Here is a 21,834-nt window from a genome sequence, read left to right on the forward strand (position 1 = left end):
TTGATAGGTTGCGGTTTTATTGTCTACACAATTTATGTTTGGACAGTTATATGAACGGGTATAATTTATATCAATATATAGGATTAGAAAAAATAATAAAATTAACTAACTAAAACATGAAACAAACATTACTAAGTTTTCTTGTTGGCGGAATGATTCTGACTTCGGTCGCATTCGCTCAGGAAAAAAAGATTAGTGGTCGTGTTACATCTGCTGACGGTAAAGCTATACCAGGGGTAACAGTAGTTGTACAAGGTACTAATCAGGCTACACAGACCGATACTAATGGTAATTATTCATTGAATGTACCTGCAGGCAAAGTTGTTGTATTCCGTTCCGTTGGTTTTGACGATAAAACCATTATTGTGAATAACAACAACACGGTGTTCAATGTTTCTTTAGATAATCATGACAATGCGCTTGAAGAGGTTGTCGTAACTGCTAATGCTATCAAAAGAGAAAAGAGAACATTAGGTTATTCAGCACCGACCTTGAACAACGAGGAATTGCGGTCAGGTCAAAATTCAAGTGCTATCAATGCATTGGCTGGTAAAGTTGCCGGTGTGAATATTACATCGACCTCAAATTCTCCAGGTAGTTCATCTCGTGTAGTATTACGTGGTGGTTCTTCAATTTCAGGGAATAACCAAGCCTTAATCGTTGTTGACGGTGTTCCTATTGACAACTCCAGCGTAATTGGTGGTGGTTCATCATTATCAAGTGTAGATTTTGGTAACCGTGGTAATGATATCAACCCTGATGATATTGCATCAATGACCATATTGAAAGGTCCGGCTGCAGCAGCGTTATATGGATCGCGTGCATCCAACGGAGCATTGATCATTACGACTAAAACAGGTAAAAGAGGCGGCGGTAAAACAGATATTACTTTCAATACAACAAACACCTTTTCTTCTATTTTAAAATTACCTGAGTTTCAAAACGAATATGGTCAAGGTTACTCTGGTTATACTAAAAATGGAGACCTGGTTTTTGTCAATGATCCAAAGGAAAACTGGTCTTGGGGAGCTCCTTTTACTGGGAAAACACAGGAATGGGGACAAGCTGTAAATGGGATAAGACAAACAAAGCCATATTCTGCTGTTAAAGATAACGTCAGGGATTTTTTTAATACTGGATTTGCAACAGATAATAATTTAGGTTTCTCTGGTGGTAGTGAAAAGTCTTCCTTCTATTTAGGTCTGAATTCCCTGAACTCAAACGGAGTTTACCCTGGGAGCAAAGATAACTACAACAAATATGGTGTTCGATTCAATGGTCAAACTGAATTCTCTAATAAATTTTATGCAGGAATTTCAGCTAACTATAGTCAGATTAACTCGAACAACGTAGGTGGAGGACAGGGAAATTCGTCTGTATACAATAACTTGTTACAAACTCCTCGTGATATTCCTGTTGCTGACATGAAAGATTTAAGCAATCCATATAATGGATATGGTTATGTCGATGCAAATGGTCTAAACCATAGTAATGAGTATGGCTATTATGGAGCTTATTCTATGAACCCCTATTGGACATTGGCAAATTACAACAATTATAATAATGTAAATCGCATTCTGGGTAATTTTAACGTCGGTTATAAGCCATTTGAATGGCTGGATTTCAAAGAGCGTGTAGGGGTAGATCATTATACTGACCGCAGACGCTCTGAATCTCCAAAATATAATTTTACACCAATTGATAAAACTTCAGGTAATTATTCGACAGGTAACGATCTAATTGACAATGGTGAGTATCGTATCGATCAATACAATGTAACAGAGATCATTCATGATTTCATGGTTACTGCTACCCATGACTTTAATCAAGATTTTAAAGGATCATTAATGTTGGGTAACAACATTCGTCAACGTAATGTTTCTAATCTAAGTACAGCAACTAACGAAAGTGGAGGTTTGGTACAGCCCGGTTTTTATAATTTAGCGAACTCCAATGGACCATTGAACTTAATCCAAGACTCATGGTCAAAACGTCGTTTGGTCGGACTTTATGCAGATTTGAATTTGTCGTATAAAAACTTCCTATACTTACAAGCGACAGCACGTAACGACTGGTCTTCTACATTACCTAAGAAAAACAATTCATTCTTTTACCCAAGTGTGAGTGGTTCATTTGTATTCTCTGAGTTGTTAAGCCAAGATGCGAAGAGAATCCTTTCTTACGGTAAATTGCGTGCTAACTATGCTAAAGTTGGGTCGGATACAGATCCATACCAATTGTTGACAACATTTTCTAGAGGCGAGATCAATGGTGGATTTGGAACGACAACTTTCCCATTTGGTAATGTGTCTGCATTCATGTCTGGATCGACTCTAGGAAATGCAGAGTTGAAACCAGAAATCACTACATCAGCTGAAGTTGGTGCAGAATTGGGTTTCTTTAGAAATCGTTTAACTGTTGATTTTAGTTACTACAATAACAACTCGAAAAATCAAATCTTAGCAATTCCTATTGCAAATTCGACAGGTTACGGATTCAATGTTGTTAATGCCGGAAAGATTAAAAACTCGGGTGTTGAACTTGCGTTGCGTGGGACACCAGTGAAAACAGAAAACTTTAGCTGGGAATTGATGGGTACTTTTACTAAAAACAACAATAAAGTTGTTGAATTGATGGATGGTATTGATCAAGTTTCTTTAGGTGGTTTCTCAGGTATGTCTATCGTTGCCGCTAAAGGACGCCCTTACGGTGAATTTTATGCTGTAACCAATGCCACTGATGCACAAGGTAGAACTATCGTTGACCAAGAAACAGGCTTACCAGTACCTACTTCGGAAGCAAAGTATTTAGGAAGTTATAATCCTAAATTTCAAGCCTCATTAGGAACGACTGTCAATTACAAAGGCTGGTCATTAACTGCATTGTTTGATATGAAACATGGAGGTGTATTCTATTCACGTACTAAAGATATCATGGCATTTACAGGTACATCTGCAGAAACAGGAGGTGAGCGTTTTGGTCAAATTTTCCCTAACTCAGTTTACTTAGATGCAAATGGTAATTCAGTTGTAAATACGACAGCAACTTATGACAAAGTGGATTACTATCCATATTTGGAAGCGGGTATGAATGTTGTAGATGCTTCTTATGTGAAGTTGCGCAACTTGGCTATCTCTTATAAATTCAAAAAAGATATGCTAAAAAATACGCCTTTTGGTGATGTAACTGTCGGCGTATTTGGTAATAACCTATTTATCTGGACGCCAAGCGAAAATAAATATGCAGATCCAGAAGTAAATTCTGCTGGTGCTGGAAATGCACAAGGTTTTGACTATACCGCTCAGCCGTCTTTGCGTAACTATGGTATCAATGTGAAGGTATCCTTCTAAACTATAAAGAATAACAAAATGAACAAGAATATTAAAAAGTTTGTTTTTGCTGCATTGGTTGGATCCGTAGCATTTACAAGTTGTAATAAATATTTGGATGTTAATGAAAATCCAAATAACCCAGAAAAAGTAGAACCAAACCTCTTGCTGCCGACAGTCGAAGCTTCGTTAAGCCAGATCGTAGGTAATCAGCTTCAAGTATATGGTGGTTTGTGGGCGCAGTATTGGACACAGGCTCCATCATCGTCGCAGTATCAAACTATTGATCAGTATAACCTCAAAAATACAGCAACGGATCGTATTTGGTCAACTATCTATAGAAGTGCACTCAACAATGCTGAAATCATCATTAATTCGGAGCGTGGTGCAAACAACTATACAATTGGTATGGCGTATTTGTTGAAAGCATATACATTGCAAGTAGCGACTGATGCTTTTGGAGATATTCCGTTAGATGAAGCGCTGCAAGGAGCAACGAACTTAAGTCCAAAATATCAAACACAAAAAGAGGTATACAACAGTATTTTCGAGAGTATTGATAAAGGTGTTGAGTTATTGAAAGGTAATCTTGGTACTACACCGGGAGAACAAGATATGCTTTTTGGAGGCGATAAGGCATCTTGGATTGCGTTCGCAAATACCTTGAAATTGAAAGCCTATTTACGTATTTCAAACGTAGATGCTGCGACTGCTCAAGCGGGAATCAAAGCATTGTATGCGACAAATCCGACATTTTTAAATGAGGATGTTTCCATCACATTTACGACAACAGGTGGCAACCAAAACCCGTTTTATACAGAAATGGTTGGTTTAAAATATGTTCAAAATGTAGTTGCGAGTGGAACGGCTGTTAAAGCATTTGCAGCAAATAAGGATAAAAGATCATTTGCATTGTATAACAGACTGTTAAAAGCTGATAATGTAACATTGCAAGATACAGTAGCTTACTTAGAACAGGGGGACTTCCGAGGACAAAACACGAAATTAGTCTCCGCTCCTTCACCAGTAACTGGGGCAAATGCGAAAAATACAGCTTCTGCAATCGCTCCTGTAAAATTATTCTCTATTGCTGAAAGCAAATTTTTGCAAGCTGAAGCTGCTTTGAAAGGATGGGGGACAGGAAGTGTTGCTGCACTGTATAATGAAGGTGTTACTGCGTCATTTAACTACTTAGGTGCGGAAGGATTAACTGAGTATTTAGCTGTTGCTGGGAAATTTCCAACAGATGCCTCAAAACAATTAGAAGCAATCATTACGCAGAAGTATTACGCAATGAATGGTTTCCAAAATTTTGAAGCATGGACTGAATATAGAAGAACAGGATATCCTACATTCTTGATTCAATCAAAAGCATCCATTTTGGCTAATGGTGAAATGCCTCAGCGTTTGTTGTATCCGAATACGGAGTTAACAACTAACTTAAACTATCCAGGTACGAAAGCGATTACAGTACCAGTATGGTGGGACGTTAAGTAATCTTTTAAATTCTATAATACTTGAAGAGCGGCAATTTCGAATGAAATTGCCGCTCTTGTTTTGCAAGCGTTTGTTTGAAAAAATGTATTTTTGCGCCTCTTAATGCTACTAAATTTTTATGAAAAGATCGACTCTATTTTTAATTGTGTTTATTTTGATAGGAGCTATTACAGGAACATTTTCTTCGAAAGCAAGGGGGGGATTGTTTATTAGCGATACGATAGTGAATTACTTTGATAAATCAGGGAATCCTGTTAACTCAAAACTAGCGTCTTATTCCTATCAATGTATTGTTCCTGTAGGAAATGATTTGAATAGATTGTTTAATATTGTTAGCTATTATACGGAGACTGATACCATAAAATCCTTCGCTTATAGCCGGGATAGCACAGTTGGTTTTTTGGGGTGGAAGTATGTCGGGGAGTCGACAGTATACTATCCAAATGGACAGTTGAAAAGCTTAGAGAAATTTGATGTAGACGGTGTGCCTACGGATTCTTCATACTATTATTATCCGACAGGAAAATTGAAAATGCTCGTGACGCATATTGACACTGCACAAAATCCGTTTACGGGTTCGAGAATGACAAAACCATATCACTTGTTGTATATGGATTCCTTGGGAAATTACCTATTGAAGAGGGGAAACGGATTCCTTCGACTGGATTATTCGGATGGTACTTATTTTGAAGGAGAGCTAAAGGATAATGAAAGAGAGGGTAAATGGGAAGGTTGGAATATGGGGAGCCGTTATGAAGAACAGTATTTAGGTGGAATTCTCCAAAGTGGGAAACGATTCCGTGCCAATGGAGAGGTTATTTTATACGATGCTGAGACGAAGGAATCTGCACCGATTCTTCCGCTTAAATTGAAGCAGTTTATGGAAGCCGTTTATCGGCAGATCGATATATCGGACAATTTAATTACTCAATTGAAGTCTAGGCTTATTAACGTGACATTTGTTGTCAACAAAGATGGTAGACTCAGTAAATTTAAATATGATCAGGATATTCCTATCAAGGTCAGTAGCGCGATTACAACAGCGATTCAGGCTGTTGGTCCTTGGAAGCCGGGTAGACTGCAAGGAGAGCCTGTGGCTGTGAGTTATACGATTCCAATATCTTTGTAGTGTTTTTGACACGTTCTTCAATCAGTGTTTGAAAAGAAATTCGCTGCCGATGCTTGTGGCAAATTTCTGTTCAAGGCGATCACGCAAATAGAAGTATGCTCAAATTCCTGCTAAAGCCCAGTCGAAGGGAGGCAAACATGCCTCGAACATGTACCAAAGAAAATTTAAGCGCTGTCAAAGTCTACCTGACTTAGGGATAGAGGTACCGCTTTGTGACGACTTTTTCTCCACCAATTCCCTACTAACTCTTGCCTTTTATAGAATTAGCCTCGTATTTTCCATAGCTGTTCCTCGAATTTAATCCGAGGGAGATTCGAAGCCTGCCCGAAGAAAATTCGAGCAACGCTGGGAAAAAGGTAGGAGTTGGTCACCTATTGGTGACGTATTGGTTGGCTATAGCTTAACACAACAAACATACAATATTGACTAGTTTACCACAACAATCACACAAGATTGACTATTGTGCGAGCCTAAGTTTACTTTACATAAGTTTTTTTTAAGCAGAATGATAGCTATGTAATGGGACAGGGCTCAGGGGCGAAGAAAAATTCTCACTAAGGATTTTGAGTTGACTTATTATACTATTCGTCTCTTTATGGAGTGCGATATTTTTGTAGTTGCACTGAGATAAATGTTTATGGCTGGTGTTGAAGCTACAGGGAAAAGATCCACCGAGCATTGCGAGTGCTTATGTAGCGAGGTAGGGGATAAGAGGTAAGAAGTTTTTACCCTAAAGATAATAGGGTAAGCCATCTCAAAGTATAATTGGAAAGTTAATATATTATTTTACATGAACAGATAAGGTTTGATGTAAATAGTTTTCCTTAATAGTGTAACGATGTTACTTAAGTGTATTAAATTTTTAAAATTAAAATACTGATATTCAGTACTTTAACTTTGTTTGTGAATTAATTGTTATCAATAAATTATGCTTGCATTGCAAATGTTAAAAAAAGTTATAATTTTGTATTTAACGTTTTTTAACATGTGGATGCGATCCGAGGTAAAACGTTACTAACTATAACGCATATATAAATTATTGGAAAGTATATTGCTAGCCAAAGTATATTATCAAGAATAAACATTTTTAATAAACATAAACATATGAAACACAAATTACTCAGTTTTTTCGTGGGTAGTATGATTCTTACTTCTGTTGCATTTGCGCAAGAGAAAAAAGTAAGCGGTCGAGTAACTGGAGCAGATGGTAAGCCATTGGCAGGAGTGACGATTGCTGTTCAAGGATCTAATGTCGCCACGCAAACAGATGCGAATGGTAATTATTCGCTATCTGTGCCAACAGGAAAAGTTATCGTATTTCGTTCGGTAGGATTTGCTGATAAAACTTTGATTGTTAAGGAAGGACAATCTGCTTTTAATGTTACACTAGATGGCTCAGATAGAGAATTAGAAGAAGTAATTGTAACGGGCTATGGCCAGCGTCGTCAAATTAAAGATTTAACAGGATCACAAAGCTCTGTAAAAGGTGAGAAAATTGCTGCTGAGCCTACTTTGAGCTTTGAGCAGGCTATGTCTGGTAAAATGGCGGGTGTGCAGATTGGATCAACAGGGGGAACATTGGGCGATGGTATGTCAGTGCGAATCCGTGGTGTCAATTCGATCTCTTCAAGTTCTCTTCCTCTGTATGTTATTGATGGAGTACCAATGAATTCGGTCGAAAATGTGAATACGTTCAACAGTGGAGATGGAACACGTTTTAATCCAATGGCTTTAATTAATAGTAATGATATTGAATCCATAGAGGTGCTAAAAGATGCTAGTGCAGCAGTGCTTTATGGGTCTAGGGCGGCCAATGGTGTAATTATGATTACTACCAAACGTGGTAAAAATGGGGTTTCAAGCATCAATTTTGAATCGAAATTGACTTCTAGTAAACCCTCTAAACTATTAGATTTATTGGACGGAGATCAATTTATTGAAATTAACAATGAAAAGGCAAAAAATGCTGCGCCTAAATTTGGCGGAGTAAACATTATTGCAAAGGAAAGTGACATCGACGGAGATGGTGTTAATGACCGTACCAATTGGTTAGATGAGGTATATCGAACTGGAATCGGTTATGATAACTCGGTATCCATTAGTTCTGGTAATGAGAAAGGAAATTTTTATGGATCAGCAAGATATCTTGATCAGAAAGGTATCATTCTTAAAAATCAATTAAAATCAGGGCAGGTTAGATTAAATGGAGATATCAAACCTGTTAAATGGCTAAAAACGGGTATTCCATTGTCTTATTCAAAGACAGCAAATGATGGAATCTTAACAGATAGATATATTGCAGGTGCTACGGTTGCAGCACTAAACGCTTCTCCAATTGTAGCTGTAAATAATCCAAATAACGTTATTGGTTATAATTTAGGGTCTACAGGATATTTAGCGTATGGAAATAATCTTACAGTATTAAAAGCAAATGGAGCGAATGTTAATCTAGTAGGGAATGTTGCTAACCCAATTGCGACACTTGAGAAGCAATTAAATCAGAACACGCCGGAGCAAATTTTAGCGAATGGTTATATCGAAATTCAACCAATTCAAGGGCTAACAATCACAAGTAAATTTGGTATTGATTACTTAAACAATTATGAACATCAATATAGTCATCCAAACATTGGTGGTTTAGGTCTTGCGTATGGAGGTTTAATCCAAGATAATTTTAGAAATCGTAATCAGTGGGTTTGGCAAAATTACGCCAATTATGATAAAACAATTGCTGAGGATCATAGAATTTCAGCAACTGTAGGTACAGAGTATCAGTTTACTAAAGAAAAGCAAGTTTATGCAGGTGCAAGTAACATTAGTGACGAGTATTTTACAGATATCATTGATGGAACTTACACTAGCACAGCACCTGGAAGTAGTGATGTTTTAGGCCTGACTGGAGGAACTGTTTTTTCAAATGGCCTGGAATCCTATTTTTCAAGAGTAGGTTATGGATATAAAAACAAATATTTAGTTGATTTAGCAATGCGTGCTGATGCTTATTCTGCATTTGGAGCTAATTCTAAATGGGGATATTTTCCTTCAGCGTCCTTAGGATGGGTTGCTTCAGAAGAAGACTTTATTAAAGAACTTGATTGGTTATCATATTTAAAGCTTAGAGCCAGTTATGGAAAAGTAGGTAATTCCAGAGGAATTGGCTCCTACGCGTCCCGTACACTTTACCAAGGTGGAGCATATGCAAGTCTAAATGGCTATTCTGCATATCAACTTGGAACATCAGATTTGAAATGGGAAACATCAAATAAATATGATATTGGTTTAGACTTTAACATTGCTAATAATCGTTTCAATTTTGTAATTGACTATTTCTATAACAATATTTCTGGACTAATTCTTCAGGCAAAACCATTATATACAACTGGTGTTCCTTCTACAGAGGTAGGAGAAGCTGGTTCTATTTTTACAAACATTGGTGCGATGACCAATAAGGGTATTGAATTTACATTCAATATGAAGACAATGGAGCGAGGAGATTTTAGATGGAATACTTCATTCAATTTTACTGCAATAAGTAATAGAGTGAAAGATTTAGTAACTGCTAATACAGATATTACTGAAGGTAATTCCGTCGCGAGTGTAGGTCGTCCATTAGGTACATATAAATTAACAAGATGGGCAGGTGTAGATGAACAGACTGGAAATCCTATGTGGTATACTGCGGATGGAGGAATAAAGATGTATAATCCAGACGATCAATCTTGGTCATTGAATGGCAATAAATTTGATGAAAAAGGAAATCCTATGACCGGAATTAGCGGAAGCGATGCGGTTTACACTGGAAAAAGCGGATTGCCTAAATATTATGGTGGTTTAGACAATAATATTACTTATAAAAGATTTGATTTCGGAATTTCTCTTGTGTATACCGGTGGATTTTACATTTATAATACAACAAGATCAAGTTTGTTGACAAACCAATTCTTAAATAATACAACGGAAATTCTAGATCGTTGGACTGCTCCTGGACAAAAAACTGATGTTCCACGATTGTTCTTAAGTGATAATGGAGCAAATGCTGCTTCCGATCGTTTCTTAGAGAAAGGTGATTTTTTAAGAGTTAGAACAATTAGTCTTGGTTATAACTTCGCTGGAGAGACGTTAAACCGTGTGGGAATTAAAAATTTGAGATTGTTTGCTCAAGTTTACAATCCATTTATCATTACAGGTTATAAAGGGCAAGATCCAGAAGTAAACTCAAATAGAAATAATTCTAATATTGCTATTGGAGTTGATAATAGAGCTGTACCTCAACCTAGAACATACACGTTTGGATTAAATGTTGGACTATAATAACAGATTAAAAATGTCAAAATTTAAATATATATTAATTGGATCACTTGCTTTTACGACATTATTTCAATCTTGTCAAAAGCAGACATTTGAAAGCCCTTATGCTCAATTGGATCCTGAGGCTGCTTTTTCAACGGCAGATAGAATTGGTAAAACAGCAGTAGGTATGTACGATGCTCTTCAAAATAGAGAATATTTTGGAGGAAGAGTTTTAATTTATGCAGATATAAGGGGAATTGATTGTAGTGCTGGTCCTTATTTCAATAATGTGCCTAATTACAATTCTTTACGTTCTACTGAGGTTATTGTGGAAGATGCATTTATTGGTGGTTATAGAACTATAAATGAAGCGAATCTATTCTTAAAAAATATTGCAAAATATAGTGGCATCGCTTCTCCTGCTGATGAAGCAAAGTATATTGCAGAGGCAAAATTTATTAGAGCATTATCTTATTTTTATTTAGTTAATCTTTGGGCACAACCTTATAAGTTTACATCGGATGCATCGCATCCGGGCGTAGCTTTGGTTTTAACAGCTTCAGATTCTCCTTTTGATGCATCAAATCAGGTTCCAAGAAATTCAGTTAAAGAGGTTTATGATCAGATAATTAAAGACTTAAATGAGGCATTGCCAGCCTTACCTAAAGTTAACTCAGCTGCAAGGGATATTTCAAATGTTGGCCGAGCTACGCAGGGCGCTGTTAATGCTTTGTTAGCACGTGTTTACTTATACGAACAAGATTATTCTAAAGCGTTAGAGTTTGCAAATAAGGTTATCTCTTCCAACGAATATAGCTTAAATGCATCTCCCAAAACCACTTTCACTAATTATACAAGTGCTGAAAGTATTTTTTCAGTAGCTCACAACGGAAGTGATAACCCGAATACAAACAATGCTTTAAACCAACATTATTCACCTAACTTAAGGGCAGATATTCAAGTAAGTTCACAATTTGTGGATTTGATGTCGAATGATGATGCAAGGAGAAAAGATCTCATTATTACGCAAGGGACAACATATTGGAATGGCAAATATACAGCTATTGGTGATTGGGCTCCTGTATTACGTTTTAGTGAAATGTTGTTAATTAAAGCGGAGGCCTTAGCAAATTTGGCTTCAGGTAGTTCAGTTAGTAGTGAAGCATTGGCTTTAGTAAATCAAGTCAGACATCGCTCAGATGTTAATACAACAATTTCTGCAACCAATAAATCTCAACTTATTGCTGCGATTTTAACAGAAAGGAGGATAGAATTGGCCTTTGAAGGACATGGGATATTTGAATTTTTAAGAACTGGTAGAGATATTCCAGCTCATGGAACGTTCAGTACACAGAAATGGGGATCTAATTTAGTGGTCTTTCCATTTCCTTATTCTGAAACTCAGCAAAATCCTAATCTTGTGCAAAATCCCGGATATTAATTTAGAAGGTTTTTTGAAGTTATTGGAAGGAGCAGTTTTCTGCTCCTTTTTTTATTTTAATAGTATTTAGATGTTAACTACCCTGGTCTGTCAATTTTAGATGTTCAAAACTTATTATAATTATGATAGCCCAGCATAATTTAGGGCGACGTTTCAAACAACAATAGTAACAAAATTAGTGATGTCCTTCAAAAAGTAGGCATGTCAAAATTGTAACCATTTCGAACAAACATTCTATCAAGTGATGTTATAATTTCACAAAATACTTTAATCGAATTCTTAGTTTTAAACAGTTCATGTTCTTGAAGTGACTAAGGTCCTCTTATGTATCAATTAATTATTATAGTTGTCTTTGCATTTATTCTTTTTCTGAAAAATGAGTAAAATAAATATTTTAAAAAGTATATTTTTAATTTAATGAGTAAATAATTATTTTCTTTTATATTTGATAATCAAAGCTATATATTAATTGTTTTTATGCTGTTTAAGTAATAATTCTAAGTGTGTTTAATTAAGTTTTTCGAATAAAAAACACATATTTATTGCAAATTTAAAAATCTTGTTTATCTTTGTTTTAACAAAATTTTAACATTTATCGTGTAGTTTTGTAAACACTAACTGCATTAGCCCTAGAGGCTCATCACTTTTGAATAACATATATTAAAGATCCTTTGCTGTCTTTATCGTATTTAGTTAGATAAACTACTTATTTTAAACATATATAAACATATGAAACACAAACTACTCAGTTTTTTCGTGGGGAGTATGATCCTGTCGTCTGTTGCCTTTGCGCAAGAGAAGAAAATCAACGGTCGAGTAACCGGAGCTGACGGGAAACCGTTGGTAGGCGTCACGATTGCTGTCCAGGGATCGAACATCGCTACCCAAACAGATTCCAATGGAAATTATTCATTATCAGTACCAGTGGGTAAAATAATCGTTTTCAGATCTGTCGGCCACGCGGACAAAACAATTATCGTTAAAGAGGGACAATCATTTTTTAATGTTGCGCTAGAGAATCAAAATACGGCATTGGATGAGGTGGTAGTCGTTGCTTATGGGACTGCGAAAAAAGAATCAGTAACAGGATCGGTAACATCTATCTCAGCAAAGGATATTGAGAAGAGACCTGTTACCAATGCTTTTGCAGCATTAGAAGGATCTGCCGCGGGTATTCAATTAAATAATACTTCTGGTATGCCCGGCGATGAACCAAGTATTCGAATTCGTGGATTTTCATCGCTTAATGGATCAAATGACCCATTATATGTAGTTGATGGTGTGCCTTTCGGTGGTAATATTTCAGATATAAACCCGAATGATGTTGAGAGTATTTCTGTATTAAAAGATGCTTCTTCTTCCGCATTGTACGGAAGTCGGGCAAGTAACGGAGTTATTATTATTACGACCAAGAAAGGAAAAGCGGGACGTTCACAAGTTAATATTACTACGGATCAAGGATTCTATTCGAGAGGTATTGCTGAGTATGATCGTGTAAATGATCGGCAGTTTATGGAAGCAATGTGGACAGGGTACAGAAACAATTTGCTGACAACTAATGCTAAGACTTACCCGACTGTTGAACTAGCCAACGCTGAAGCTTCAAAGTCACTCGTTAGTAACTATTTGAAGTTAAATATTTATGATAAAGATGATGACAAACTATTTGATGCAAATGGAAAATTGGTTTCAGATGCACAGATAAAAAGCGGTTACCGTGACGATTTAGATTGGTTTAGCGAAGTGGATCGCGTCGGACATCGCCAAAACTACAATATCGATGGTACTACTGCGACTGATAAGGCTAAAGTGTTTTATTCGACAGGGTACTTAAACGAAAAAGGATACATTAAGAATTCTGGACTAAAGAGGTTTACTGGTAGACTAAATGCGGAATTGCAAGCCAAAGATTGGTTCAAATATGGATTCAACCTAGCTGGATCGCATCAGATTTCAGATAGAATAAGTGGTTCTACAGACGACGCCAGTTCTTTTGCAAATCCTTTTAATTACGCACGATCCATTGCACCAATCTATCCGATTCACTTGCATAATGAAGATGGTAGCTATAAACCAGATCTATTAGGAAACCGACAGTATGATAACGGGGAGTCGACAAGATTGCAATATGTTGGCCGCCATACAATTTGGGAAAATGAATTGAATAGCGATCAGACGATTCGAAATACCATGAACGGGAGAGCATTTTTGGAATTCAAATTCCTAAAAGATTTTACGTTTACGATAAATGGTGATCTGAATGTGCGTAACTCAGAGCGACGCACATATAATAATGCTATTATTGGTGATGGTGTTGGGCAGGGGCGTGCCGCAAGACGTATCTATCGATACAAAAATTATACTGCCCAGCAGTTGTTAACATGGAACAAGGATTTTGGCGCGCATCACGTCGACGTATTGGCAGGTCATGAAAATTTCTATGATAACATGAGTTATCTATATGGTTATAAAACGGACGAGATTTTCGCGGGAAAAACAGACATGATTAATTTTACGAAGATCACTTCTTTGTATGATTATCAAGAGGATTATCGTGTTGAAAGTTACTTATCACGTGCCCGATATAATTATGATGGTAAATATTTTGCGGAAGCATCGTTTAGAAGAGATGGGTCTTCAAGGTTCAGTCCTGAAAACCGCTGGGGTAATTTTTGGTCTTTAGGAGGTAGCTGGATTGTGTCTAAAGAGGATTTTTTCAAGGATGCTCTAAATACCGTGAATAATCTAAAGGTGAGAGCTTCTTATGGTGAAGTGGGAAACGATGAAAGCGCCAAAAAATATGCGCACCTTTCTCTCTATGCGCTCGACCAAAATGCAAATGCGGGAGCGGTTTACAAAAGCCAGATTCCTTCTCCTGACCTAATTTGGGAGACATCAAGCTCATTTTCTGCGGCAATAGAGGCACGATTGTTTAAACGTGCCAACTTAAGTGTCGAGTATTTCAATAAACAGTCGAAAAATCTAATCTTCGACCTTAATTTACCGCTATCTGCTGGACCTAACTCCACGACTACAGCTGTATCAACAGTAACTAAAAATATTGGTTCGATGGCAAATCGTGGTATTGAATTAACTTTCGATGTTGATGTATTGAAAGGTGATGGATGGAGATGGAATGTTGGGGCAAATGCGACTTGGCTAACGAACAAGATTTTAAGTTTGCCAGAAGAGAATAGAGAAAACGGTGTCATCACTGGAAACTTCAAGTGGGTTGAAGGCGGGGGACGTTATGATTTTTGGATGTTTAAATTTGCAGGGGTAGACCAAATGACTGGCCGTTCACTATACTTAGCAGATACTGAACGTTTTAATGTTAACGGATCTGCGCCTGGTAAAGCAGAGATACCTACAGCTGAGCTTATCGAAATCAATGGTAAATACTATGTTACTAATGCATCTAGCTATGGACGGAGAGATTGGTCCGGATCAGTTATTCCAAAAATGAATGGTAGCTTCAATACGAATTTCGAGTATAAAAACTTTAGTTTTTCGGCCTTGTTTACTTACGCGATCGGCGGAAAAGTTTATGATTCGTCTTACGCTGGTTTAATGAGCATGTCAGGTACTCCCGGAGCATTACATAGCGATATTATGAATTCCTGGTCTGGTGTTCCCGATGGCATGACATCAACATCCTTAAATAGATTGGATCCCAATGGAATTCCTGCAATCAATTTTTCGCAAAGTAATATGAACAATTATACAAGCGACCGTTTTCTGACCGATGGATCATACCTCGTGGTAAAAAATATTTCGTTAGGTTACCGTTTGCCAAAACAGCTTATTAATAGAATAGATCTATCATCGGTTACCGTCGTAGCGGGAATAGAAAATTTGGCAACAATGACAAAACGTAAGGGTATGAATCCGCAGCAGCAATGGAATGGTATCAGTACAAACGCTTGGGTAACTCCGCGTACAGTGTCTTTTGGCGTAAAAGTTGGATTATAAGAATTTAAACAATGAAAAAAATTAATTATATAAAGTTATTAGTACTAGGTATTGTATCGCTTTCTTCCTGTAAAAAAGACTATTTAGATACACGGCCTACGGATTCGGTTGAACATTCTGAAGTGTTCGCAACAACAAAAAGTGCTAAAGTTGCAGTCAACGGTCTGGCGAAGATGATGACACAACAGTATCTGAGCAGTCAGGGATTCAATGGTGAGGGAACAATCAAGATGTACTATGGTAATTATCCCGGCAACAATTTTTTTGTTAATCTTAGCGGATGGGCTGATATCATTAATGCGAATTACAATCAAAACCTTACAAGTATTTATTTATACTACCCGTGGTATTATTACTATAAACTTATCGTAAATGCAAATGAGATCATATTAAATATAGATGCAGCAGAAGGTCCAGATTCGGAAAAGCAATTTATCAGAGCCCAGGCGCTAACTTTTAGGGCATATAGCTTCATGATGTTGGCTCAAATCTATGGAAATCGGTGGAGCGATTCTAATAATGGTCAAACGGGAGGTTTAGTGTTAAGAACGGATGTTTCTACTGGTGATATGCCGTTATCAACTTTGGGGCAGACCTATGATTTAATATACAAGGATCTCAATGAAGCAATAGGCTTATATGAAAAGGCTGGATTAAATCGCGAATCGGGAAAAAACTTTCAGGTAAATAAAGATGTTGCATATGCTGTCTTTGCGAGAGCAGCCTTAAATAAGGAAGATTATGCTAGTGCAGAAAAGTATGCTGTTCTTGCTCGTGCAAATTATAAGCTGATGACTAATGCTGAATACAAAAGTGGATTTTACGACCCTAACGGTGAGTGGATTTGGAGCAGTTATGGTGCCGCAGATGAAACCTTGTTCTTTTATTCGTTCCAATCATATATAGCTTATAACTCTAGCGCTAGTGCAGCAAGAACAACTCCAAAATGTATTAGTCGGGAATTGTTTAACGAGATTCCGAAAACAGATATCAGAAGAGATCTGTTTCTTGATCCTAAAAGCGATGCGTATACAACTGCAACGGGTATTGCTGGTGCTGCTATGAAAGCTAGAGCTTTTCAGACATTCCCAGATTTGCAATCGACAGCCGTTCCGTATGCTTATATGAATTTCAAGTTTAAAGCCAAAGACTTACCGGGAGTTGGTAATCTAAATCATTTTAGAGCTGCTGAGATGTATCTAATAGAAGCTGAAGCAAAATATTTCCAAAATAAACCAGCTTCCGAGATTCAATCAACTTTGAACGCTTTAAATGCAACATCTGGCAGAGATGCTAATTACAACTGTACAAAAACCGGTGTTGCATTACTAAAGGAAATTAAACTGTATCGCGCGATTGAACTTTGGGGTGAAGGATTTGACTGGTTTGATATGAAGCGATGGGGAGATCCTATTGTTCGCAATGCATTTGCAAACGGCGGTAATTTCTTGACATCATTGGCGGTTACCATCAATCCTCAAGATAAAAACAAATGGACGTGGTCTATCCCACTTCGCGAAAGTGATTACAATAAGGGATTAGAATAATTTTAGCTGCTAATCTTTACGATAAAATGGCCGATACAACTTGTACCGGCCATTTTATTTTGAAGATAATACGTATGACGTGGAAATATTCAATCCCATGGCTTTTATAACTAGGTCGTTTATTACCAAATCATTAATTTTATGTATATAAATTAATAGACTAACAATTTATTAATATTAACTTAATATTGGGAATCTATTTTTACGCCATTGAAAAGATGATGTGATAGAAGAACGAAAAATGATTCTATTCATATCTTGTCATCACAAGCGAAAAAGACAATTTATTTAAAATTCTCATGAAAAAAGCACTTTTACTCTTAGCTCTGATAAGTCCTGTTGCAGCGCTTGCGCAAAATAATAATGCGCCTTCTAGCTACGATCCACATGATATCAAGATCACGGGATACCTTCAGACACAGTTTCAAAAGGCGCAGTCCCCCGGAATAACTTCCTTTTCGGGAGGTGATTTTTCAAAGAATTCTGACAATAGGTTTATGATCCGCAGGGGGCGTCTTAAAATTGACCGTGTAGACACTTACTCCAGTATTGTATTCCAGTTGGATGCGACCCAGGATGGGGTACAGCTAATGGATGCATTTATCCAGTTACGACACCCTAGCCAGAAAGGCCTGAGTTTGACTGCTGGTCTTTTTAATAGACCTTTTGGATACTCCATCGTATATTCTTCAGGATATCGGGATTTCCCTGAAAGAGCACGGGTATTTCAAACATTGATGCCTCGAGAACGTGACCTAGGGGGGATGGTTAGCTACCATCCGGGAGGTAAAGCTAAATTTCTGAACCTCGATTTAGCATTGGTTAATGGCAGTGGGCATTCTGCGAAAGATTATGATTCAAAAAAGGATCTGATCGGTAATCTAGCTTTTAAATTTGATAGTCTTGCGGATAAAAAAATCCATCTCGGATTCGGTGGTTCCTTTTATAAGGGATCTGTCCGTAACGATACCAAAACTTACTATACGGCGAACAATAATGGATATAGTGCGCATACTAGCGAAGAAAATGAGGGCAAAGCCATCGGTAGAAATTATTATGGGGCAAACTTACAACTCGAGCTTGATAACAGCTTCGGTAAGTCTAGCTTTAAAACAGAATATGTTGCTGGTGATCAGCCTGGTGTTGCAGGTGGTGTAGATATCAAAGGTCCTTATGCGAGTAGAAGTTTTACAGCACAACCGACAACAGACCTTTATCAACGCAAATTCAACGGTTACTACCTTTGGTTAACACAGGAAATCGGGCGTACAGGATTTACTGCAATGGTTGCATACGATGTATATGACCCAAATACTAAAGCAAGTGGTTCAACGATTGGCATGGCCGGTAATTTTACGGCTGATGGTGACGTCAAGTTTAGTACACTTGGCTATGGACTCGCTTATCAGTTTAGCAATAGACTCAAGTTTACGGTCTATAATGAACATGTCACCAATGAAGCGACAAGTTTGCCAAACTTTTCAGCAGATCTTAAAGATGATGTATTTACAGCTAGAATGCAGTACCGCTGGTAAGCTGAAATAGATCCGAACTTGCGGTTGGATAAAAATTAATCACCACCCTCTCTTTTAAAGATTCGGCAAATTCATCGGATTGATTTTATGCATGCCTGTAACCGAGCTGCTGCACTTTGTGTAACCATTTGTCCCGCTGAATTGAATCCGAAGTTTTGATAATGCCTATGTAGGTGACTTTTACGGGTGATATTCCACAAAATTGCAATGTTGATTTTTTTAGTTGATTAACGCTGGGACTACCGTATATCAGCGTGTAATACCAACTCGGCTGATCAAGTGTCGTAATGATTCGAGCGGATTTACCTTTTAATAATTTGTCCCAAAAAAGCGAGTTTTCACGGTATTGAAATGCCATCCCAGGTAAAAAGAGTCGATCAATAAAGCCTTTCATCAAGGCGGGGAGCCCACCCCACCAAACGGGATGTACCCAGACTAGATGATCGGCCCATAGGATGTCTTCCCAGGCAAGTTGTAGGTCTTGTTCAAGTTCAGTCCGTTTGCGATAACCAAATTGAAGATTTGGATTGAAGTCTAGGTCGACGATATGGATCGTTCGTATAACCGCTCCAGACGCTTCTGCACCTTTTTGATAAGCATTTGCAATGGCGAAATTGAAAGACTCCCGATTTGGGTGTCCATTGATGATGAGTATTTTTTTGTTCATGACCTTGTATTATAGCACAAAAATAGTCATACGAATACCGTTGTTATAGGACAAATGTCTAAAAAGAAATTTCGCTGCGAATACGACTTAAATGGCGTTGTGTAATGCCTAAATAAGAAGCAAGATATTGTAAAGGAAGTTGTTGGATAAATTCAGGATGATCTTTAAGTAAATTGGCATAACGTTGTGATGCGGTTTCTTTTTGCAGTTGAAACACACGTTTTTCGAGCTCAAGATATTGTTCTTCAGCAATCATTTTAAGGTACGTTGTCCATTTTAGGTTGTTTGTAGCAAGTTTGTTAATGATATTTTTTTTGATCACCCATAGTTCAACAGGCGTAATCGCTTGCATGCTCTCTATACTTGGTCCGCCCGTAATGAACGAGGAGTAGGCCGCTATCCAAGTATTCGGAAAGCGGAAACAATACGTAATATCCTCTTTATTGACGCTACTATAAAAGGATCGGAAAATCCCTGACTGTATGAATGCAACCTCATGACAGCGCTGATTTTCTTTGATGAAAAAGTCATTTTTATTCAACTTTTTGTATTCGAAAAGATCGACAATTTGATTGATCTCTTCTTCCTCAAAGAGACCAATAGAGCGGAAATATGTTGCTATCATGGATTTCAAACTTAGCGAAATTACTGTCTTTATGCAAAATAGATTCAGTTTTGTTGCTAAACCTAGCTATTGAATATTCATTCCACTATATGAAATATTCATTCCACCGGATACGTCAATGCGTGTCCATCGCTATCTTGTCTTCTGGATAGAAAGGAAAGATGCAACTGGTTCCTTCTACGATGTAAATTATACCGTTTATTACCTGAAATTGTTTTCTAACTTCAGGCGGTAGTTCCATTGACAATAATTCTCATTTCAATGTAAATTACAATATTATATTTTGCACAATATAATTTCTTGGTGTACATTTGTATGGTCAAATTAAAACAAATTAAAATATGAAAACGTTATATAACATCGGTGCGACAGCAAAAGGCGGACGAAACGGTCAGGTAAAAAGTGAAAATGGTGTATTGGACTTAGCTGTTCGTATGCCTAAAGGTCTTGGCGGGGCCAATGACGATTATGCTAATCCGGAAATGCTTTTCGCAGCAGGGTATGCGGCATGCTTTGATAGTGCTTTGAATTTGGTGATCAGATCAGAAAAGGTTAAAACAGGAGAGACATCTGTAACTGCTCATGTCAGTATAGGACAACTGGAAAATGGTGGTTTCGGTCTCGCTGCTCAACTACATGCAAATATTCCTGGTGTGAGCGTTGAAGTTGCACAGGAATTGATTGAAAAGGCACATCAAGTTTGTCCTTATTCAAATGCCACAAGAGGTAATATAGAAGTTAAATTGACAGTATCAACTAACGAATAATAGATGAATAATTTGGCCAATGTGCTGACGGCACTTGTACTTTTAGAACATGTGTACATTGTATGGATGGAAATGTTTGCTTGGGAAACGGCTGGAAAACGCAGTTTCGGAAAAGCTCTTCCTGCTGAGCTCTTCAAACCTACTAAGGGGCTTGCTGCAAATCAAGGCTTGTATAATGGTTTTTTGGTTGCAGGCTTGGCCTGGTCGTTTTTTATCACTGATCCGGTATGGAGTGAAAATGTACGACTGTTTTTTCTAGGATGTGTTCTTGTGGCTGGAATTTTTGGCGCAATTACATCTAGCAAAAAGATATTCATTGTACAGGGGCTGCCAGCATTGTTGGCGATATTAGCTGTTATTCTCTCCAAATAAATATATAATTATATGTCATTAATAGAAGATTTAAAATGGCGTCATGCTGTAAAGGCGTATGACCCTGAAAAAAAAGTTAGTCAGGAAGATATCGATAAGATTGTGGAAGCTGCTCGTTTAGCCCCTACGTCTTCAGGCCTGCAACCATTTAAAGTGCTTGTCGTTGAGAACCAGGTATTAAAAGAGGAGTTGGCTAAGGGAGCACTAAATCCAGAGTGTATGCGGGAATGTTCGCACGTGCTGATTTTCGCTGCATGGGATCGCTATACGGCTGAGCGTATCGATCAGGTTTATGATTATACAACAGATGAACGCGATCTGCCTCGAGGACGCTTTGGTTCGTACACCGATAAGCTAAAGTCGATTTATCTAAATGAAGCTGCCGAAAGAAATTTTGCGCATACAGCAAGACAGACTTATATCGCTTTAGGCTTGGCGCTAGCCCAAGCGGCCGAACTTCGCGTCGATTCTACGCCAGCGGAAGGTTTTGATAATCAAGTGGTGGATAACGTATTGGAACTTGAAAAGCTTGGTTTAAAAAGTGTATCATTAATGTATATTGGTGTAGCAGACTCTTCCCGAGATTGGATCTCAACGATGAAAAAAGTTAGAGTATCCAAAGAGGATTTTGTCGTTGAATATAAATAAATGGTCACTACTTTC

At 37.6% G+C, this 21,834-nt stretch carries 13 protein-coding genes; 11 read left to right on the forward strand and 2 right to left on the reverse strand.

All coding sequences use genetic code 11. From position 1 onward, the window contains the following. Positions 1-116: 116 nt before the first annotated feature. From VXM68_RS10285 to VXM68_RS10320, 8 genes are all read left to right on the forward strand, one after another. Entirely contained in the window at positions 117-3,350 is a 3,234-nt protein-coding gene (locus VXM68_RS10285) for a SusC/RagA family TonB-linked outer membrane protein (protein ID WP_294347565.1), read from the forward strand. An 18-nt stretch (positions 3,351-3,368) separates the two neighbouring features. Next, entirely contained in the window at positions 3,369-4,826 is a 1,458-nt protein-coding gene (locus tag VXM68_RS10290) for a SusD/RagB family nutrient-binding outer membrane lipoprotein (protein ID WP_294347564.1), read from the forward strand. 118 nt (positions 4,827-4,944) lie between these two features. After that, a complete protein-coding gene (locus tag VXM68_RS10295; protein ID WP_367211187.1) occupies positions 4,945-5,955 on the forward strand; it encodes a hypothetical protein in 1,011 nt (336 codons plus the stop codon). Between the two features lie 1,104 nt (positions 5,956-7,059). Then, positions 7,060-10,266 carry a SusC/RagA family TonB-linked outer membrane protein gene (locus tag VXM68_RS10300; protein ID WP_367211188.1) on the forward strand — a complete coding sequence of 1,069 codons (3,207 nt, stop codon included), beginning with the start codon at positions 7,060-7,062 and terminating at the stop codon, positions 10,264-10,266. A 13-nt stretch (positions 10,267-10,279) separates the two neighbouring features. Beyond that, on the forward strand, positions 10,280-11,686 hold the full coding sequence (locus tag VXM68_RS10305; RefSeq protein WP_367211189.1) for a RagB/SusD family nutrient uptake outer membrane protein: 1,407 nt from the start codon (positions 10,280-10,282) through the stop codon (positions 11,684-11,686). A 729-nt stretch (positions 11,687-12,415) separates the two neighbouring features. Continuing rightward, entirely contained in the window at positions 12,416-15,658 is a 3,243-nt protein-coding gene (locus tag VXM68_RS10310; RefSeq protein WP_367211190.1) for a SusC/RagA family TonB-linked outer membrane protein, read from the forward strand. Between the two features lie 11 nt (positions 15,659-15,669). After that, on the forward strand, positions 15,670-17,205 hold the full coding sequence (locus tag VXM68_RS10315) for a RagB/SusD family nutrient uptake outer membrane protein (RefSeq protein ID WP_294347554.1): 1,536 nt from the start codon (positions 15,670-15,672) through the stop codon (positions 17,203-17,205). 299 nt (positions 17,206-17,504) lie between these two features. Further along, positions 17,505-18,740, forward strand: coding sequence for a porin (locus VXM68_RS10320; protein WP_294185768.1), 1,236 nt, complete (start codon positions 17,505-17,507; stop codon positions 18,738-18,740). 85 nt (positions 18,741-18,825) lie between these two features. Here VXM68_RS10320 and VXM68_RS10325 read toward each other — a convergent pair whose 3' ends face one another. Beyond that, entirely contained in the window at positions 18,826-19,407 is a 582-nt protein-coding gene (locus VXM68_RS10325; protein ID WP_294185769.1) for an NAD(P)H-dependent oxidoreductase, read from the reverse strand. Positions 19,408-19,465: 58 nt separating this feature from the next. Further along, positions 19,466-20,032, reverse strand: coding sequence for a Crp/Fnr family transcriptional regulator (locus tag VXM68_RS10330; protein ID WP_294185770.1), 567 nt, complete (start codon positions 20,030-20,032; stop codon positions 19,466-19,468). A gap of 341 nt (positions 20,033-20,373) precedes the next feature. Here VXM68_RS10330 and VXM68_RS10335 point away from each other — a divergent pair, with 341 nt between their 5' ends. From VXM68_RS10335 to VXM68_RS10345, 3 genes are read left to right on the forward strand one after another with little or no spacing between them, the layout of a single operon-like run. Beyond that, positions 20,374-20,799 carry an organic hydroperoxide resistance protein gene (locus VXM68_RS10335; protein ID WP_294185771.1) on the forward strand — a complete coding sequence of 142 codons (426 nt, stop codon included), beginning with the start codon at positions 20,374-20,376 and terminating at the stop codon, positions 20,797-20,799. A 3-nt stretch (positions 20,800-20,802) separates the two neighbouring features. Then, positions 20,803-21,171 (forward strand): DUF1304 domain-containing protein, encoded by a 369-nt coding sequence (locus VXM68_RS10340; RefSeq protein ID WP_293937007.1) that lies wholly within the window; start codon positions 20,803-20,805, stop codon positions 21,169-21,171. 12 nt (positions 21,172-21,183) lie between these two features. Beyond that, positions 21,184-21,819, forward strand: a complete 636-nt coding sequence (locus VXM68_RS10345; RefSeq protein WP_367211191.1) for a nitroreductase family protein — start codon at positions 21,184-21,186, stop codon at positions 21,817-21,819. The last annotated feature ends 15 nt before the right edge of the window (positions 21,820-21,834 follow it).

The organism is Sphingobacterium sp. R2 (assembly GCF_040760075.1).
Lineage (GTDB): Bacteria > Bacteroidota > Bacteroidia > Sphingobacteriales > Sphingobacteriaceae > Sphingobacterium.

Coding starts and splice junctions, on each gene's coding strand:
- VXM68_RS10285 (WP_294347565.1), top strand. CDS start 117: ATGAAACAAACATTACTAAGTTTTCTTGTTGGCGGAATGATTCTGACT.
- VXM68_RS10290 (WP_294347564.1), top strand. CDS start 3,369: ATGAACAAGAATATTAAAAAGTTTGTTTTTGCTGCATTGGTTGGATCC.
- VXM68_RS10295 (WP_367211187.1), top strand. CDS start 4,945: ATGAAAAGATCGACTCTATTTTTAATTGTGTTTATTTTGATAGGAGCT.
- VXM68_RS10300 (WP_367211188.1), top strand. CDS start 7,060: ATGAAACACAAATTACTCAGTTTTTTCGTGGGTAGTATGATTCTTACT.
- VXM68_RS10305 (WP_367211189.1), top strand. CDS start 10,280: ATGTCAAAATTTAAATATATATTAATTGGATCACTTGCTTTTACGACA.
- VXM68_RS10310 (WP_367211190.1), top strand. CDS start 12,416: ATGAAACACAAACTACTCAGTTTTTTCGTGGGGAGTATGATCCTGTCG.
- VXM68_RS10315 (WP_294347554.1), top strand. CDS start 15,670: ATGAAAAAAATTAATTATATAAAGTTATTAGTACTAGGTATTGTATCG.
- VXM68_RS10320 (WP_294185768.1), top strand. CDS start 17,505: ATGAAAAAAGCACTTTTACTCTTAGCTCTGATAAGTCCTGTTGCAGCG.
- VXM68_RS10325 (WP_294185769.1), bottom strand. CDS start 19,407: ATGAACAAAAAAATACTCATCATCAATGGACACCCAAATCGGGAGTCT.
- VXM68_RS10330 (WP_294185770.1), bottom strand. CDS start 20,032: ATGATAGCAACATATTTCCGCTCTATTGGTCTCTTTGAGGAAGAAGAG.
- VXM68_RS10335 (WP_294185771.1), top strand. CDS start 20,374: ATGAAAACGTTATATAACATCGGTGCGACAGCAAAAGGCGGACGAAAC.
- VXM68_RS10340 (WP_293937007.1), top strand. CDS start 20,803: ATGAATAATTTGGCCAATGTGCTGACGGCACTTGTACTTTTAGAACAT.
- VXM68_RS10345 (WP_367211191.1), top strand. CDS start 21,184: ATGTCATTAATAGAAGATTTAAAATGGCGTCATGCTGTAAAGGCGTAT.